Origin of the sequence: Streptomyces spinoverrucosus (genome assembly GCF_015712165.1) — a bacterium.
GTDB classification, from domain to species: Bacteria; Actinomycetota; Actinomycetes; order Streptomycetales; family Streptomycetaceae; genus Streptomyces; species Streptomyces spinoverrucosus_A.
This window is the reverse complement of sequence record NZ_JADPZX010000002.1, coordinates 94,763-111,832: the sequence shown is the minus strand read 5'-3', so window position 1 is coordinate 111,832 and position 17,070 is coordinate 94,763. Positions and strand designations below refer to the sequence as shown.

Here is a 17,070-nt window from a genome sequence, read left to right as displayed (position 1 = left end):
GGACATTAGGAGAGGTCATGGCCAAGCTGCTGCACATGCCCGAGGTGGCGGCAGGATCAACCGAGGCGATGCTGTCGCAGTGGCTCGTCCAGGAGCACACCGGCTTCGCCGCCGGGGATCCGATTGCCGTCATCGAAACCGACAAGGCGATGGTCGAGCTCGAGGCGGAACACGACGCCATGCTGGCCGGCATCCTCGCGGAGGCCGGCAGCACCGTGGAGATCGGCGCACCCATCGCGGTGCTCCTGGATCCCGGCGAGGACGTCGCCGATCTTGACGCGGTGCTCGCCCAGCTGGGGGTCGCCGAGCGCCCTGCGGCGGACTCCGCCGCGGGGGTCGACGGCACGTCCGGCGCGCCCCAAGAAGGGCAGGGCGCCGCCGCTGCCGCACCAGAGGAACCCGAGCGGATATTCGCCAGTCCGCTGGCGAGGCGGTTGCTGAAACAGGCCGGACTGTCACTGACCGACGTCCATGGCACTGGTCCGCACGGGCGGATCGTCCGCAAGGACGTCGAGGGGGCCATCGCAGCCCGGGCCGCCGGCGGCACGGCCGCGGACGACGGCTTGGCCCCCAACCACACTGTGGCCGATCCGGCCACTGTCAGCCAGACCGTGCCGGAGCCGGCGAGCCCGGTGACCACGCCGCCGACGGCCCCGGCACCGGGTGCGGAGCCCAGCCGGCACGCCGGAGCACCACAGCCTGGCGTTGCCGAGACCATCCCGCACACACGCCTGCGGCGTGCTGTCGCCGCCCGCCTGACCCGGAGCAAGCAGCAGGCCCCGCACTTCTATCTCAAGGGCAGTGCTCGCATCGACGCTCTGTTGGCTCTGCGGCGCGAGATCAACCAGGTCTCTGCCGTCCGCGTCTCGGTCAACGACTTCCTCATCAAGGCGGCGGCACACGCGCACCAACAGGTTCCGCAGATGAACGCCATCTGGCAGGACGAGGCAATGCTCCGCTACGCCTCCGCCGACATCGGCGTTGCCATCGCCTCCTCCCGAGGCCTCGTCACCCCCGTTGTCAGGTCCGTGGACTCGCGGTCCCTGGGCAGCGTGGCCGAGCAGGTCAAGCAGTACGTCGAGCAGGCCAACAGCGGAAGGCTCGCCCAGAGTGACCTCGAGGGCGGCACCATGACCATCACCAACCTCGGCATGTTCGGGGTGGAGGAGTTCGCCGCCATCATCAATCCGCCCCAGGCCGCCATCCTCGCCGTCGGCGCAGGCCGCCAGGAGCCGGTGGTCGCTGACGACGGAACACTCACTGCGGCGACCGTCATGCGGGTGGTGCTCTCGGTCGACCACCGGGCCGTCGACGGTGCTGACGCGGCACGCTGGATGAGCGAGTTCACCAAAGCGGTCGAGCAGCCGATGCTCATGCTTCTTTGAGCCCGTTCCTTCGGGCTTCCCACCCGACGCGACCACTTCGCGTACATGCTCCGACCGCGCGCAAGGGCGCTGCCGTCGTCGCAGCGGCGGCAGCGCCCTTCCGAACCCGACCAGGACAAGAGGCTCGTACACCCGTGGAACCACACAGCCCCACCGCAGCGACGGACACCGAACTCCTCGAAGCGGCCTTCGCGCTCCACCGAGGCGGAAAGCTGGAGACGCGTGCCACCGTGCCGGTCAACGATGCCGCCGACCTTTCCCTCGCCTACACACCTGGCGTGGCATGGGTGTGCTCGGCCATCGCGAACCAACCCGACCTCGTGCACGACTACACGTGGAAGTCGTCGACCGTCGCCGTGATCACCGACGGCACCGCCGTACTCGGCCTGGGAGACATCGGTCCGTACGCTGCTCTCCCCGTCATGGAAGGCAAGGCAGTCCTCCTCAAGCAGTTCGCCGACGTCGACGCGGTCCCCATCGCACTCGACTCCACCGATGTCACAGAACTGGTCGACACGGTGGCCCGCCTGGCGCCTTCCTTCGGCGGGATCATCCTGGAAGACATCTCCGCACCACGCTGCTTCGAGATCGAACGCCGCCTGCAGGAGCGCCTGGACATCCCGGTCTTCCATGACGACCAGCACGGAACCGCGATCGTCACCCTGGCCGCGCTGCGCAATGCCGCGAAACTCACGGGCCGTTCACTGAGTGACCTGCGCGCGGTGATCTCCGGCGCCGGTGCGGCCGGCGTGGCCATCACCAGAATCCTCTTGGAGGCAGGCATCGGTGACGTCGCCGTCGCCGACCGCCGCGGCGTTGTGCACTCCGGACGCGACGACCTGACCGCCGTCAAACAGGAACTGGCTGCCCTCACCAACAAGGCAGGCCTGACCGGTTCATTGGAACAGGCCTTGGCCGACGCCGACGTCTTCATCGGTGTTTCTGCCGGTACCGTGCCTGAGGCAGCGGTCGCAGCCATGAACAAGGGTGCCTTCGTCTTCGCGATGGCCAACCCAACGCCTGAGGTGCATCCCGACATTGCGCACAAGTACGCGAGTGTCGTCGCCACGGGGCGCTCGGACTATCCCAACCAGATCAACAACGTTCTGGCCTTTCCCGGCGTCTTCGCCGGCGCTCTGCGCGTACGCGCCACTCGCATCACCGAGAACATGAAGCTGGCAGCCGCCCGGGCACTGTCAGCGGTGGTGGAGGACGAACTGACTGAACAGCAGATCATTCCCAGCCCGTTCGACGGGCGGGTGGCCCCTGCCATCGCCGATGCCGTGGCGGCCGCCGCCGCAGCCGACGGAGTCGCCCGCAGATAGCCGATGCGCGCCTTCCCGGCAGCACACGAGGACGCCGCACGGCTCGCGCCGGCCATGCCCGCATGGCCGGCGCCTTCGCGTTGTGCACTCCCAAGGTCGCGGCACGCGGCGCGACGCTGCCCCGAAAGGTCGTGCCGCAGGGGTTGACAGCCCTGCGGGACGCTACCAGCATGGCGGCACCGCAATGCAATCGATTGCTTAGAGGGGCTTCCAGTAGAAGCGGCCAATCCCTCCGCATAAGGCGGCAGGCGAGGCCAACAGCGACGCCTTCGCTCCTCCGCCCGCCCCTACTCGGTGCATCCGATTGCACAAAATCCCGGAAAACCAGAAGAAGTCGAGCGAGCGACCTTGCCGCGCCGTCCGCTGCCGGGGCTCAGCCGAGTCCGAGGCAACCGCCCTTCCTCAGCACCGCCGGCAGAGCTGTCGCGCCACCCCACCGCGGCACCACGACGACCGACGTGCGCGACATCCCGTCCGGCTCGCCGGTCCACTGCATCCGAAAACACAGCGGAGACAAAGGAGTCACCATGACAGCCGCCAACCCCACACCGAAACGCCGCACGCCGGCTCGCCGGGACCGCACGCACTACCTGTATCTCGCGGTACTCGCCGCGGTGATCGCCGGTGTCACTCTGGGCCTGGCGGCACCTGGCGCCGCGGTTGCCCTGAAACCCCTGGGTACCGGGTTCATCAACCTGATCCAGATGATGATCAGCCCGGTGATCTTCTGCACGATCGTCCTCGGAGTCGGCTCCGTCACCAAGGCCGCCAAGGTCGGCAAGGTCGGAGGCCTGGCTCTGGGCTACTTCCTGGTCATGTCGACGATCGCCCTCATCCTGGGCCTGACCGTCGGAAACCTCATGGAGCCGGGCTCCGGCCTCCATGTGACCGAGGAGATGAGCAGAGCGGGCCGCGAACAGGCAGGCGACGGCGCCGGTGAAGGCCCCGCCGACTTCGTCCTGGCCGCCATCCCCACGTCCCTGCTGTCGGCTCTCACCGAAGGAGAGGTGCTGCAGACGCTTCTCGTCGCCCTGCTCGTCGGCTTCGCCGTGCAGGCCATGGGGCCCGTGGGCGCCCCGGTGCTTCGAGGCGTGAAGCACCTCGAGCGGCTCGTGTTCCGCATCCTGGCGATGATCATGTGGGTGGCGCCGGTGGGCGTCTTCGGCGCCATGGCCGCCGTCGTAGGGGCCACCGGCCTGGCCGCCCTCAAGAGCCTGGCCCTGGTCATCCTCAGCTTCTACGCAACGTGCGCGGTCTTCATCATCGTGCTGCTGGGGACCCTGCTCCGCGTGGTCACCGGCCTGAGCATCTTCGCCCTCCTCGGGTACCTGGGCAGGGAGTTCCTCCTGATCATGTCGACCTCCAACTCGGAGACGGCACTGCCGCGCCTCATCGCCAAGATGGAGCACCTGGGTGTCAGTCGCCCCGTCGTCGGTATCACCGTGCCGACCGGCTACTCCTTCAACCTCGACGGCACCGCGATCTATCTGACCCTCTCGTCGCTCTTCGTCGCCGAGGCGACGGGCCGCCCGCTGGGCCTGGGGCAGCAGATCTCCCTGCTCATTTTCATGATCGTGGCCTCCAAGGGAGCCGCCGGCGTCACCGGCTCCGGCCTGGCCACGCTGGCCAGCGGTCTCCAGGCGCACCGACCGGACCTCGTCGACGGGGTGGGCCTGATCGTGGGTATCGACCGCTTCATGTCCGAAGCCCGTGGGCTCACCAATTTCGCCGGCAATGCCGTGGCCACTCTGCTCATCGGGCACTGGACCAAGGAAGTCGACTACCAGCAGGTCCGTGCCGTCCTGGACGGCAAGCTGCCGTTCGACGAGAGCACGCTCATTGACGAGGTGGACACTCCCACCACGCCCCCCGGCCCGCCCGCGCAACCCGCACACGCGCCGGCGCGGCTGTGACCCACCCGCAACGGCAGCGGTCGCCGGCTGAACAGGTCCGGCGACTGCGCTGCCCCACCCAGCCTGCGGGAGCACGGGAGCAGGGCACGTGACGGTGGCCGCGGGTCAGGCGCCGTGAGGCGGCGGCGCGGCGGTGGACGCGCGGACGACCAGACGCACCGGTAGCAGGACGGTCTTCGCCATCGGAGCGGGGTGGCCCTTCTCCTCGTCTTGATCCAGACGCTCGAGCAGGAGTCGGGCCGCCTCCGCGCCCAGGTCGAGGTGCGGAACGTGCACCGTGGTCAGCGGCGGCTGGAACTCGTCGGCGAACTGCATGTCGTTGAAGCCGACGAGGGAGAGGTCCTGCGGGCACCGCAGGCCTCTGGCCTTCAGGGCGTGCAGTGCGCCGAGCGCGATCAGGTCGTTGCCGGCGCAGATGGCCGTCGTGTCGGGGTGACTGTCCAGCAGCTCATGTGTGGCCTGCTCGCCCGCCCGCACGGTGTAGGCCTCGCCCACCGCGACCGGTGCCGACTCGGGGTCGATCCCGGCGTTCTCGACGGCGTGCCGGAAGGCTCGCAGGCGCGTGACGCCGGTGGACATGGTCTGTGGGCCCGCGATGTGGGCGATGCCGCGGTGCCCGATACCGAGCAGGTGCTCGACGGCGAGCGCCATCCCGGCGGCGTCGTCGCCTGCGACCCACGGGAACAGTCTGCGGTCGGTGCAGCGGTTGACGAGCACGATCGGTATGCCCGATTCATGGGCCTCAAGGAGCAGGGGATGCTCGCGCTGGGCGGTGGCGACGATGAATCCGTCCACCTGCCGTCCCCGCAGAGCTTCGAACTGGGTGCGTTCCTTGGCTCCGTCGTTGTCGGTGTTCGCCAGCAGTGCGGTGTAGCCACGCGCGTTCAGAACTTCTTCGATGCCGCGGGCAACCGGGGGGAACAGCGGATTCGTGAGATCCGGCAGCAGGACGCCGACCGTGAAGGACCGGTTCGTGCGCAGACTGCGGGCCGCCGAGTTGGGGGTGAAGCCCAGCTGTTCGGCGGCCAGCCTCACCCGTCGGGCCGTCGCCGCCTTCACCAGACCGCTGGTGTTCGGGTTGAGGGCGCGCGAGGCGGTGGCCTTGTGCACTCCGGCGAGTGCTGCGACGTCGGACATGGTCGGGCGTTTGCTCACCTGGGCAGTCTAGGGAAGCGCCAGGTCGGGCAGCAACCGATTGCGCCTGCATAACGGCCGAACCGGAAGGCTCCTTCGCCGGGCGGCGAGACGCAAGAGCGGCTGCGAGAAGGGTTGACAACATGCAGCCCTCAAGCAAACATGAATGCGATCGATTGCATTGAGGGTTTGCGGTACGGATCCGGAATGGCTGCCTCGGGGCGCCGACCCGAAGGTGCCGAGAATGCACAACCGGCTCAGCCGGCATCGATCTCCGTTCTCATCAGCCATCGGCAGGAATCATGCGCCTGCAACCGGATGCAGAGCCGTCAAGGCGTCACCGCTTCCAGCACGGACAGGCGTGACCTGCCCTCGGACCGCGCCTGCCGAGCCGTCTTCCAGGATTGAGGTAGAGAAATGACATACACAGCCAAGGACCGCCCGCGCATCGGATGGATCGGCGCCGGCCGCATGGGCTTCCAACTGGCCACGCGGCTGCTGGAAGCCGGGCACGACGTGGCCGTCTACAACAGGACCCGCGCCAAGGCCGAACCACTGGCCGAGCTGGGAGCGACCATCGTGGACGCCCCGGTCGACCTGGCCGACCGGGACGTCGTCTTCTCCATGGTCTCCGCATCGGCCGACCTGGAGGCGGTCACCACCGGTCCCGGTGGCGTGCTGACCTCACCCGACGCCGCACCGGGAGTGCTCATCGACAGCTCCACCGTGTCCACCGGGGTGTCCGCGCTGATCCGGAACGAAGCCGCCAAGCGGGGCACCGACTTCCTGGCCGCCCCGGTCAGCGGAAACCCGAAGGTGATCGCGGCCGGCAAGCTGACCGTCGCCGTCTCCGGACCGCGCGAGGTGTTCGACGCCGTCGAGCCGCTGCTCAACCTGCTGGGCCGCGGTGTGACCTACGTCGGCGACGACGAGGTGGCCCGCCTCGTCAAGATCGCGCACAACGTCTTCCTGGGCGTCGTCACCCAGTCGCTGGCCGAGATCACGTTGCTCGCGGAGAAGGGCGGCGTGAAGCGCTCGGCGTTCCTGGAGTTCCTCAACGACTCGGTGATGGGCTCGGTCTTCACCCGGTACAAGTCGCCGGCGCTGGTCAACCTGGACTTCAAGCCGACCTTCACCAACATCCTGCTCCGCAAGGACTTCGACCTGGGTCTGTCCGCGGCCCGTGAGCTGGAGGTCCCGATGCCGGTTGCCTCCGCCACCGCCCAGCTCGTCCAGGCGGCGATCGGCGCCGGACACACCGAAGAGGACTTCGCCACCCTGATCCTCGAGCAGGCACGCCGCTCCGGGATCACGCTGGAGCCGGAGAACGTGACGGTGGACGACGGCCTCACCCCCGAGTCCTGAGCGGCCCCGCCCCTCCTCCGACCGCGCCCGCACCCGCCGTACGCCGGCGTCCCGGGCAACGCGACAAAGGACGATCCACACGATGACAGTGACAAGCGCGAGCACCTCGCGACCCATCCCGGCCCATGGCCACAGCGCGGTCGACTACGAGATGCGCGTCGACTACGACCGGCTGCGGGCCTACCGGCTGGCGCGCACCCGGGCCGCGCTGGACGCCAGTGAGTGCGGTGCCTTCCTGCTGTTCGACTTCTACAACATCCGCTACTCGACGCAGACCTGGATCGGCGGCGCCCTCGGGGACAAGATGACCCGGTACGCCCTGCTGACCCGCGACGGTGGCGATCCCGTGCTGTGGGACTTCGGCTCCGCGGCCAGGCACCACCAGCTGTTCGCGCCCTGGCTGAAGCCCGAGAACTCCCGCGCCGGCATGCTGGGCATGCGTGGGGCCATCGCGCCGGACGCCGGACTGATGGCCTCCGCGGTGCGCGAGATCAAGGGCATGCTCGAGGACGCCGGTGTCGCGGACCTGCCGGTCGGCGTCGACATCGTCGAGCCGCCGTTCCTGTTCGAGATGCAGCGGCAGGGCCTGAAGGTCGTCGACGCCCAGCAGCTGATGCTGGACGCCCGGACGATCAAGTCGCAGGACGAGATCGCCCTGCTGTCCATGGCCGCGGCCATGGTGGACGGCGTCTACCAGGACATCGTCGACGTGCTCAAGCCCGGCATCCGGGAGAACGAGATCGTCGCGCTGGCCAACAAGCGCCTGTACGAGATGGGTTCGGACCAGGTCGAGGCGATCAACGCGGTGTCCGGCGAGCGCTGCAACCCGCACCCGCACAACTTCTCCGACCGCCTCATCCGCCCCGGGGACCAGGCGTTCTTCGACATCATCCAGTCGTACAACGGTTACCGGACCTGCTACTACCGCACCTTCGCGGTCGGTAGCGCCACCCACTCACAGCGTGACGCCTACACCAAGGCCCGCGAGTGGATGGACGCGGCCATCGCCGTGGTGAAGCCGGGTGTCGGCACCGACCAGGTGGCCCGGGTGTGGCCGGCGGCGACCGAGTTCGGCTTCGCCGACGAGATGGCTGCCTTCGGCCTCCAGTTCGGGCACGGCCTCGGGCTGGGCCTGCACGAGCGCCCCATCATCAGCCGCCTCAACAGCCTGGACAACCCGGTGGAGATCCAGGAGGGCATGGTCTTCGCTCTCGAGACCTACTGCCCGGCCTCGGACGGTTTCTCCGCCGCGCGCATCGAGGAGGAAGTCGTGGTGACCGCCGACGGTCCGCAGATCCTGACGAAGTTCCCGGCGCAGGAGCTGTTCGTCGCCAACGAGTACTGAGTCGCCAACGAGTACTGACGGGACACACCCGTCGACCGGGCCCGGGCCACGACACGCGACGATCGCGGCCCCCACCAGCTGGTGGCCGGTCTCGACCTCCCCGGAGGCCGGCCACCCGTAACACCACCCCCGCACCTGCCACCACCCGCCGCCGACGCGTCGGAGCACCCGGCGCCCCGTCGGTGGACCGCACCATCGAGACCGTGCAGAAGGCGATGAAATCAGTGAGCGCACACCACTCGGGCTCCCCGGCTCGACTCCGGATCGACAAAGTCCCCACCGACCTGTTCATCGGCGGCCGCTGGCGGCCGGCGAGCGACGGCTCCCGTTTCGACGTCATGGACCCGGCCACGGGCGAGAAGCTCGCCGACGTCGCCGGCGCGACCACCGAGGATGCCCTCGCCGCTGTCGCCGCGGCCGACGCCGCCCTCCCGGGCTGGGCGGCCACTGCGCCCCGGCAACGAGCAGAGCTCCTCCGCCGTGCCTTCGACCTGATGACCGAGAGGGCGGAGGACTTCGCCGAGCTGATCGTCCTGGAGAACGGCAAGACCCTCGCCGACGCCCGCGGCGAGGTCGCCTACGCAGCGGAGTTCTTCCGCTGGTACGCCGAGGAGGCCGTACGTACGCTGGGCAGCGTCCAGACCGCGCCGTCCGGCGCCAACCGGATCATGGTGCTGCGCCAGCCGGTCGGCGTCTCGGTCCTGGTCACACCGTGGAACTTCCCCGCCGCGATGGCCACCCGGAAGATCGCTCCGGCGCTGGCGGCCGGCTGCACCGTGATCCTCAAGCCCGCCAGTGACACGCCACTGACCGCACTGGCCGTCGCCGACCTCTTCGAGGACGTGGGCCTGCCCGCCGGTGTGGTGAACGTGCTGCCCTCCCGCCGCTCCGGCGCGGTCGTCGGCGCGATGCTGGACGACCCCCGGGTGCGCAAGCTCTCCTTCACCGGCTCCACCGAGGTCGGACGAGTCCTGCTGGCCGCCGCGTCGAAGACCGTCGTCAACTGCTCGATGGAGCTCGGCGGCAACGCCCCGTTCCTGGTCTTCGCCGACGCCGACCTGGACGAGGCGGTGGCCGGGGCCATGGTCGCGAAGATGCGCAACGGCGGTGAGGCCTGCACCGCAGCGAACCGCTTCTACGTCGAGGCGTCCGTCGCGGACGAGTTCACCCGCCGGCTGGCCGAGGCGATGGGCGCCCTCAAGGTCGGCCCCGGCCTCGACGACGGCACACAGCTCGGCCCGCTCGTCAACGCGGAGAGCCGGGACAAGGTCGCCGAACTCGTCGAGGGCACCGTGCGGGCCGGCGCCACGGTGGTCACCGGCGGCGAGCCGATCGAGAACGTCGGCTACTACTACCCGCCGACCGTCCTCAAGGACGTCCCCCCGGGCGCGCCCGTGCTGGAGGAGGAGATCTTCGGCCCGGTCGCCCCGGTCGTCGCCTTCACCACCGAGGAGGAGGCGATCGAGCTGGCCAACGCCACCGAGTACGGCCTGGTCTCCTACGTCTACACCACCGACCTGGCCCGCGGCCTGCGGGTGAGCGAGCGCCTGGACTCCGGCATGGTCGGCCTCAACCGTGGCGTCGTGTCCGACCCGGCGGCCCCGTTCGGCGGCACCAAGCAGAGCGGCATCGGCCGTGAGGGCGGCCACGAGGGGCTGCTGGACTACACGGAGTCCAAGTACATCGCCCTGTCGTGGTGACCTCGCCCCAGCGCCCCGGCACCACCCGGCCCTGACGCGGCGTACCGCCCGTATCGCCGCCACCGGCCGGATCGAGGCCCCTCGATCCCGTCAGCAGCACCCCCGCACCCCTCCGGACATCGAAGTCCTGGACGGAAAGGAACCCCGGAATGGAGCACTCCCAGTCCGCCTCCTCGGCACCGGACACGGTCTACGTCAACGGCCGGATCTGGCCGGGGCTGCCTGCCCACGGCTCCCCGGCCGACGAGGTGCCGGAGTACCGGGCTCTCGCCGTGGCGCGAGGGCGGGTGGTCGCCCTCGGTGACACTCGCGAGCTGCTCGAATTGGCGGGGCCTGACACCGAAGTGGTGGAGCTGGGCCACCGAACGGTGGTTCCGGGACTGATCGACGGCCATATGCACGCGGCCCGGGCCGGCGCCACCTGGTCGAGCGAGCTGCACTGGCAGGGGATGCCCAGGCTTTCGCACGCGCTGGACAGCATTCGCGCGGCCGCCCGGAACGCGGCGGCCGACGCATGGGTCCGCGCCATCGGGGGCTGGCACCCCTGCCAGTTCGAGGAGAACCGGCCGCCCACACAGGCCGAACTCGACGAGGTGGCGCCCGATCGCCCGGTCTATGTGCAGGCCCTGTACGACGTGGCGGTGCTCAACACCCGCGCCGCGCGGATCGTGGGCCTGGAGGAATGGACCGACCTCCCCGGAGGCACCGTCGAACGGGATCCGGACACCGGCCGGGCCACCGGGGTAATTAGGGGACTGGGAGCGTTCACCCGGTGCATGGCCGCCATCCCCGAGCCGAGCCCCGCAGAACAGCGCATCTCCACCCGGACCATGCTCACCGACCTCAACGCCGCGGGCCTGACCGGCGTGATCGACGCCGGCGGCTTCGGGATGTCCCCCGAGCGTTACGACGCCCTCTTCGACCTGTGGCGCACCGGTGAGCTGACCGTCCGGATGCGACTGTACGCCTCCGCCGTCGATGCCGGACGGGAGCTGGACCAGCTCGACGGCTGGTTGCGTCAGTCCCGAAGCCGGTTCGGCGACGACCTCCTGCGGGTGCTCGGCGTGGGGGAGATCATCCACTACGGCTGTCACGACTTCGAGGGCCTCACCCCGTTCGAACTGGGCGAGCAGTCCTACAAGGAACTGCTGGCGATCACCCGGCGCGTCGCCGCACGCGGCTGGCCGATGCACATCCACGCGGTCCTCGACTCGACGATCGACCGCATCCTGGACGCCTGGGAGACGGTCCACCACGAGACCCCACTCGACGCCCTGCGTTTCTCGCTCGCGCACGCCGACACCATCAGCGACCGCAACATCCGGCGGCTGAAGGCACTGGGCGCCGGGGTCGTCGTCGACGACCACCAGGTGTTCAAGGGCGGTACCTCGGAACGGGAGTGGGGTCCGGGCAGCATGGAGTCGGTGCCTCCGCTGGGAGACCTTCTGGAGGCCGGGGTGCCGGTCGGTGCAGGTACGGACGCGACCCGGGCTTCCTCGTACAGTCCCTGGCTGTCCCTGTGGTGGCTGGTCGAGGGCCGCTCCCTGGACGGCGCCGTCCAGCGCGCCCCACGGCACCGGCTCTCCCGCGCACGGGCGCTCCACCTCCACACCCGCGGCAGCGCCTGGTTCTCCTTCGAGGAGTCCGACCGGGGGCATCTCTTCCCCGGCGCCCTGGCCGACTTCGCCGTGCTCAGCGACGACTACTTCAGCGTCCCCACGGCGGCCATCCCCTCCATCACCTCGCAGCTGACCGTGGTCGGCGGGCGCACCGTCCACGAGTCCGCCCCCTCATGAAGCGGGAGTCATGAAATGAACCACGAGATGCTGATCCGTGGCGGCACCGTCCTCACCGTCGATCCGGAGCTGGGGGACCTGCCCAGAGGAGACGTCCTGGTGCGGGACGACCGAATCGTGGCGGTCGGCCCGGACATACCCGCCGCCGGCGCGCAGGTCGTCGACGCCACCGACATGATCGTCATGCCCGGCCTGGTGGACACCCACCGTCATCTGTGGCAGTCGGCCACCCGGCAGATCGCCGCGGACTGGACGCTGGGCCAGTACGCGGAACGGATGCTCGGCGTCATCGGCCCCCGCTTCACCGCCGAGGACGTCTACATCGCCGACCTGATGGGGGCGTTGGAGTGCCTCAACGGCGGTGTCACCACGGTGCTCGACTGGTCGCACATCATGAACACCCCCGAGCACGCCGACGCGGCCGTGCACGGCCTCGCCGACTCCGGCATGCGAGCCGTCTTCGCCTACGGCTCGCCCAAGTCGCCTGCCGCGAAGTGGTACGCCTCGGACCTCACCAGGGTGGCCGGGACTTACTGCAGCTCCAAGGACCAGCTGCTGACACTGGCGCTGGCCAGTCTGGGGCCGGAGTTCTCCTCCGTGCAGGAGACCGTCGAGGACGTCCGGCTCGCGCGGGAACTGGACATCCCCACATCGCTCCACGTCGGTGCCGGGATGCTCGGGCAGAGACGCGCCGTCACCCGGATGGCCCGGTCAGGACTGCTCGGGCCGGACATCGTCTACGTGCACTGCAACACCTGCACGGACGAGGAGCTGCGCCTCATCGCGGAGTCGGGCGGACATGCCTCGATCTCGCCACGGGTGGAGATGCAGATGGGGCACGGCTACCCGGCGACCGGACGCCTGATCGCGGCGGGGTCCAGCCCAGCCTGAGCGTCGACGTCGTCAGCGGGGTCGGCGGCAGCCTGTTCGCCGAGATGCGCGGCACCTTGGAGGCGGAGCGCGGCTGGCAGAACCACCTGGCCCTGACGCGCGGCGAATGGCCCGGCGAACTGGCCCTGACCACCCGGGACGTGGTGCGGATGGCGACCCTGGAGGGTGCCCGCACCCTCGGTATGGAGGACCGGATCGGTTCGCTCACCCCCGGCAAGCAGGCGGACATCGTGCTGCTCAAGGTGGACACCCCCAACCTGAGTCTGATCAACCATCTGCCGGCCGCGGTCACGCTCTCCGACAGCGAGAACGTGCACACCGTCTTCGTGGCGGGCCTCCCGGTCAAGGTCGCGGGACGGATGCTCGGTCACGACCTGAGCTCCCTGCAGGAGAACCTGCGCGCGTCCCGGGACCGCCTCCTGACGGGCACGCCGTTCGCTCCCCCGACGACCTGACTCCTCCGAGCTCTGCGCCACCGTTCCGCGTTCGGGCACGTCCCACCTCGCGCGTTCACCGTGCGCACGTCGCCGGCGGCGGCGGGTTCGGGACTGCTGTTCGCCAAGCTTGTCGACGCCGTCGGCTGGGCCGGAGCCGGACTGTGGATACCGACCGTCCTGCCGCTGGCGGGTGTCGTGGCGCCGGCCTTCGTCGACACGTCGCGCTTCAACAACGCCAAGGCGCCGGTCTGAGGGCAGCGGCACCCGGGCCGCGGGCGCCGTCACGTCGTCGAGAACGGTAAGGAACGGTCCCCGACGCCGAGTTCGAACCAGGTCGTCTTGCCCCGGCCGGCCGGTGAGCTGCCCCAGGCCGATGCCAGTACGTCGACGATGAGCATCCCGCGTCCGGACTCGGCCTCGGCGTCTCCTACCTCCCCGGGACCGAGGTTGGCGACCAGGACAGGCGGGCGGGGGTCGCTGTCGCGGACCTCGACGCGGAGGCGATCGGGATACCCCCGCAGTCGCACGTCGACTTCGGTGTCGGCGTGAATCAAGGCGTTGGTGACCACTTCGGTGATCAGGAGTTCGACATCGTCGAGCAGGACGGCGAGCCCCCAGCCGGGCAGCAGGTCCTGTAGGAAGTGCCGAAGGCGCCGCACGTGCTGGAGGTCGCGGCGCTGGACGAACACCCGGGCGACCCGACGGTGCGGTCCTTCGCGCACGCCGTCGTAGCGCACCAGCAGCAGGGCCATGTCGTCGTCGCGCTGGGCCTGCGGACGGGCATCTCCGACGAGCCGGTCGGCCAGGACCTCCAGGTCCTCGCCGCGGCCGTCGACGAGGGTGCGGCGCAGCCGTTCAAGGCCGTCGTCGACCCCACGGTGACGCCGATCCAGCAGTCCGTCGGTGTAGCAGGCGATGATCGAGCCGGGCGCCAGTGATGTCTCCGTCTGCTGGTAGACGGTCTCGCGGTCGACTCCCAACGGCGGGCCGACCGGCAGGTAGGGCGTGGTGACGCGACCTTGCGCGTCCATCAGGACCGGCGCGAGGTGACCGGCGGTGGCAAGGGTGGCCGTCCCGGTCTCCAGGTCCAGCCAGAGGCAGCAGCACGTGGCGAAGAGATCGGTGTCCAGTTCGGTGAGCAGCCGGTTGCTGCGGTTCAGCACGGTGGCGGGGTCGTGTCCCTCCGTCGCGTACGCGCGCACGCCGCTGCGCAGCTGTCCCATGGTCCCGACGGCTTCGAGGCTGTGTCCTTCGACATCCCCGATGACGAGTCCGACCCCGCCTCCGCCGGGCAGGCTGATCATGTCGTACCAGTCGCCCCCCACTTCGGCACCGGCGGTCGCCGGGAGGTAGCGCGCGGTGGAGACGATTTCCTTCAGGTGCGGCAGGGCCCGGGGCAGCAGCCCGCGCTGCATGCTCCGGACGAAGCTGTGCTCGAGCTCATGGGCCCGGGCCCGCTGCAGCGACTGACCGACCTGGCCCAGCATGATCATGAGTACCGCGAGTTCCTCGTCCCGCAGTCTGTACGGCTGGTCGGCGGACAGGACGCAGCAGCCCACCGCCTGGCCGTCCGCGATCAACGGGAGAAAGAACCAGGCCCTGGGGTCGTCGTAGTACCGGTCGAGATCCGGATACGCCGAGTGCAGCTCTTTGCCCGTCGCGTAGAGCAGAAGCTGGAGGTGGAGTATCGCGTCGGTCTCCGGTGCGCTCCGCATGAGGGGGAGCCCGTCGACGCTGCGCAGGTCTCCCTTGGAGAAGCCCGATGCGCCCACAACGCGCAGCCGGCCCCTTTCGGCCAGACACAGGGCCATCGCGCGCCCGCCGAACGGGCGCACCACCTGGGCCTGCGTGGTCGCGACGATATCTCTCGGATGCCGGGCGGCGGTGAGTTCGGTGGCGAGACGCTGGAACTGGTAGAGGAAAGCGGTACTCCCGCTCCAGCCTTTGCCGGGGGATTCCGGGATGAACCGTGGCACCGGTGGCGCCTCGACGGCGGCGCCCTCCCCGGCCACCTGCTCCAGTTCGACAGCGAGTCGATTCGCCGCGTCCACCAGGAATTCCATGGATTCCGGCGGCACGTCCCGCGGCGGAGCCCAGCGCAGCGTCACCGCACCGAAGCGTCGGCGGTCCGTACGCAGCGGAACGGACACCACGATCATGGCGTAGGGCACGTACTGGATCATCGCCGGGTCGTCGTGGATCAGGGCTCGGATGCGCTCGTTGTCCCAGATCACCGGTTCATCGGTGCGGTAGGCGACCGCGGTCGCGAACCGCCCGTCGTCCATGGCCATGCCCGGGGTCAGGGTGAAGCCCAGCGGGGTGTCGATCGCCATCGCCGCGGCCAGGGGGCGTGCCTCGGGCTTGGCATCGGAATCGGCATCGGCCGCAACGAGATACGCCGTGGTCGTGCTCGGACGCAGCCTGGCGTGAATCCGGCGCAGAGCCGCGGCGAGGTACGCGTCGCGACGGTCGTCCGGTGACGCGACGGACCCCTGGACCCGCATGGTGGCTTCGCCATCCATGGACCCATCCTATGTTCATTCGAGCGCGACGATCAGCTGAGCATGTACTCCCGGACACCTCGGTTCAACAGCCGGCTCAGCTCCATTGCCCTGGATGTTTCAGCCCCGCCATTGAGAAGCCCAGACGCTGAATCGCTTCGATTTCTTCTGTTGGACCGCGGTCGTGAGCCGCAGGCAGGGTGTGACGGCGCGCCGCACCACGAGCTGCGGCACCGTGCGCACGTGCACCCGTTCCAAGAAAGGCTCACATCGCCATGCAGACCCGCCGTATCGGCTCTGTCCACATCAGTGCCATCGGCCTCGGGGCCATGCCGATGTCGATCGAGGGCAGACCCGACAACGCTCGCTCCATCGACACCATCCACGCCGCACTGGACGCCGGCGTGACGCTCATCGACACCGCGGACGCCTATCACATCGGCCCCGACGAGGTGGGGCACAACGAAACCCTGATCGCCAAGGCCCTCTCCTCGCACAGCGCGGGCTCCGAGGTACTGGTGGCGACCAAGGGCGGTCACCTGCGGCCCGGTGACGGGTCGTGGACGCTCGACGGGTTCGCCCGAGCACATCAAGCGTGCCTGCGAGGCGTCGCTGACCCGGCTGGGTGTGGAGGCGATCGGGCTGTACCAGTTTCACCGCCCCGACCCGCGGGTGCCGTACGCCGATTCCATCGGTGCCCTGGCCGACCTGCTCGACGCAGGCAAGATCCGGATGGCGGGGATCTCCAACGCCGACACCGCACAGATCCGGCTCGCCCACGAGGTCCTCGGCGGCCGACTGGCCAGTGTGCAGAACCAGTACTCTCCCGACTTCCTCTCCAGCAGGGCGGAGCTGGACCTCTGCACCGAACTGGGCATCGCCTTCCTCCCCTGGAGCCCGCTGGGCGGAATCGGCGGTGCCGGGCGTCTGGGAATCCGGCACCTGCCCTTCACGACCGTGGCACAGAACCACCGGGTCAGCCCTCAACGGGTCTGTCTGGCCTGGATGCTGGCCACCTCGCCCGTGGTGATCCCGATCCCCGGCGCCAGTCGCCCGGAGACGATCACCGATTCCGCGGCAGCCGCCGGCCTGATCCTGACCCCCGAGGAGTACGCGCGACTCGACGCCATCTGACTGCTTCCGCCGGGACTGGCCGCCTGGAAGGCCACTGCCGCCCGCATCGGTCGCGGTCACCGCCGTGCGACGGCGAAACACCGCGGACGGACGTCGAGTGCCCAGGGGACGCCCTGGCCTCGTACGCGAAACACGTCCCGTCCC

12 protein-coding genes and 1 pseudogene are annotated in these 17,070 nt (G+C 69.5%); 11 read left to right on the top strand and 2 right to left on the bottom strand.

The genetic code is table 11. The features are described from left to right. Nucleotides 1-17 precede the first annotated feature (17 nt). The 3 genes from I2W78_RS35825 (at nt 18) to I2W78_RS35815 (ending at nt 4,623) form a co-directional block, all read left to right on the top strand. Nucleotides 18-1,385: a dihydrolipoamide acetyltransferase family protein gene (locus I2W78_RS35825; RefSeq protein ID WP_196464915.1), complete on the top strand. Its 1,368-nt coding sequence runs from the start codon at nt 18-20 to the stop codon at nt 1,383-1,385. Between the two features lie 134 nt (nt 1,386-1,519). Further along, the gene (locus I2W78_RS35820; protein WP_196464914.1) at nt 1,520-2,710 is read left to right on the top strand and encodes an NAD(P)-dependent malic enzyme; all 1,191 of its coding nucleotides are present in this window, start codon (nt 1,520-1,522) and stop codon (nt 2,708-2,710) included. A 527-nt stretch (nt 2,711-3,237) separates the two neighbouring features. After that, nucleotides 3,238-4,623 carry a cation:dicarboxylate symporter family transporter gene (locus I2W78_RS35815; RefSeq protein WP_196464913.1) on the top strand — a complete coding sequence of 462 codons (1,386 nt, stop codon included), beginning with the start codon at nt 3,238-3,240 and terminating at the stop codon, nt 4,621-4,623. Between the two features lie 105 nt (nt 4,624-4,728). On the opposite strand, the gene I2W78_RS35810 is transcribed toward I2W78_RS35815, so the two are convergent. After that, nucleotides 4,729-5,778: a LacI family DNA-binding transcriptional regulator gene (locus I2W78_RS35810; RefSeq protein ID WP_196464912.1), complete on the bottom strand. Its 1,050-nt coding sequence runs from the start codon at nt 5,776-5,778 to the stop codon at nt 4,729-4,731. 396 nt (nt 5,779-6,174) lie between these two features. Here I2W78_RS35810 and I2W78_RS35805 point away from each other — a divergent pair, with 396 nt between their 5' ends. From I2W78_RS35805 to I2W78_RS35775, 7 genes are all read left to right on the top strand, one after another. After that, complete coding sequence (locus tag I2W78_RS35805; RefSeq protein ID WP_196464911.1) at nt 6,175-7,122, top strand: NAD(P)-dependent oxidoreductase; 948 nt, start codon at nt 6,175-6,177, stop codon at nt 7,120-7,122. 82 nt (nt 7,123-7,204) lie between these two features. Continuing rightward, complete coding sequence (locus tag I2W78_RS35800) at nt 7,205-8,467, top strand: M24 family metallopeptidase (protein WP_196464910.1); 1,263 nt, start codon at nt 7,205-7,207, stop codon at nt 8,465-8,467. Between the two features lie 215 nt (nt 8,468-8,682). Further along, nucleotides 8,683-10,167 (top strand): NAD-dependent succinate-semialdehyde dehydrogenase, encoded by a 1,485-nt coding sequence (locus tag I2W78_RS35795; protein ID WP_196465204.1) that lies wholly within the window; start codon nt 8,683-8,685, stop codon nt 10,165-10,167. Between the two features lie 149 nt (nt 10,168-10,316). Then, a complete protein-coding gene (locus I2W78_RS35790) occupies nt 10,317-11,963 on the top strand; it encodes an amidohydrolase (RefSeq protein ID WP_196464909.1) in 1,647 nt (548 codons plus the stop codon). Nucleotides 11,964-11,978: 15 nt separating this feature from the next. Beyond that, nucleotides 11,979-12,854 (top strand): amidohydrolase family protein, encoded by an 876-nt coding sequence (locus I2W78_RS41265; protein ID WP_269066974.1) that lies wholly within the window; start codon nt 11,979-11,981, stop codon nt 12,852-12,854. Further along, entirely contained in the window at nt 12,851-13,309 is a 459-nt protein-coding gene (locus I2W78_RS41260; RefSeq protein ID WP_307784032.1) for an amidohydrolase family protein, read from the top strand. Before I2W78_RS41265 ends, I2W78_RS41260 begins: the two co-directional genes overlap by 4 nt. A gap of 60 nt (nt 13,310-13,369) precedes the next feature. Further along, the gene (locus tag I2W78_RS35775; protein ID WP_196464906.1) at nt 13,370-13,543 is read left to right on the top strand and encodes a hypothetical protein; all 174 of its coding nucleotides are present in this window, start codon (nt 13,370-13,372) and stop codon (nt 13,541-13,543) included. A gap of 29 nt (nt 13,544-13,572) precedes the next feature. Here I2W78_RS35775 and I2W78_RS35770 read toward each other — a convergent pair whose 3' ends face one another. Further along, on the bottom strand, nt 13,573-15,813 hold the full coding sequence (locus I2W78_RS35770; protein WP_196464905.1) for an ATP-binding SpoIIE family protein phosphatase: 2,241 nt from the start codon (nt 15,811-15,813) through the stop codon (nt 13,573-13,575). A gap of 254 nt (nt 15,814-16,067) precedes the next feature. On the opposite strand from I2W78_RS35770, the pseudogene I2W78_RS35765 reads away from it, so the two are divergent. Next, nucleotides 16,068-16,926 (top strand): annotated as a pseudogene (locus I2W78_RS35765) (aldo/keto reductase). Nucleotides 16,927-17,070: the final 144 nt, after the last annotated feature.

Bases quoted from the DNA above. Each gene is read 5' to 3' on its own strand.
- I2W78_RS35825 (WP_196464915.1), top strand. From the start codon at position 18: ATGGCCAAGCTGCTGCACATGCCCGAGGTGGCGGCAGGATCAACCGAG.
- I2W78_RS35815 (WP_196464913.1), top strand. From the start codon at position 3,238: ATGACAGCCGCCAACCCCACACCGAAACGCCGCACGCCGGCTCGCCGG.
- I2W78_RS35805 (WP_196464911.1), top strand. From the start codon at position 6,175: ATGACATACACAGCCAAGGACCGCCCGCGCATCGGATGGATCGGCGCC.
- I2W78_RS35800 (WP_196464910.1), top strand. From the start codon at position 7,205: ATGACAGTGACAAGCGCGAGCACCTCGCGACCCATCCCGGCCCATGGC.
- I2W78_RS35795 (WP_196465204.1), top strand. From the start codon at position 8,683: ATGAAATCAGTGAGCGCACACCACTCGGGCTCCCCGGCTCGACTCCGG.
- I2W78_RS35790 (WP_196464909.1), top strand. From the start codon at position 10,317: ATGGAGCACTCCCAGTCCGCCTCCTCGGCACCGGACACGGTCTACGTC.
- I2W78_RS41265 (WP_269066974.1), top strand. From the start codon at position 11,979: ATGAACCACGAGATGCTGATCCGTGGCGGCACCGTCCTCACCGTCGAT.
- I2W78_RS35770 (WP_196464905.1), bottom strand. From the start codon at position 15,813: ATGGATGGCGAAGCCACCATGCGGGTCCAGGGGTCCGTCGCGTCACCG.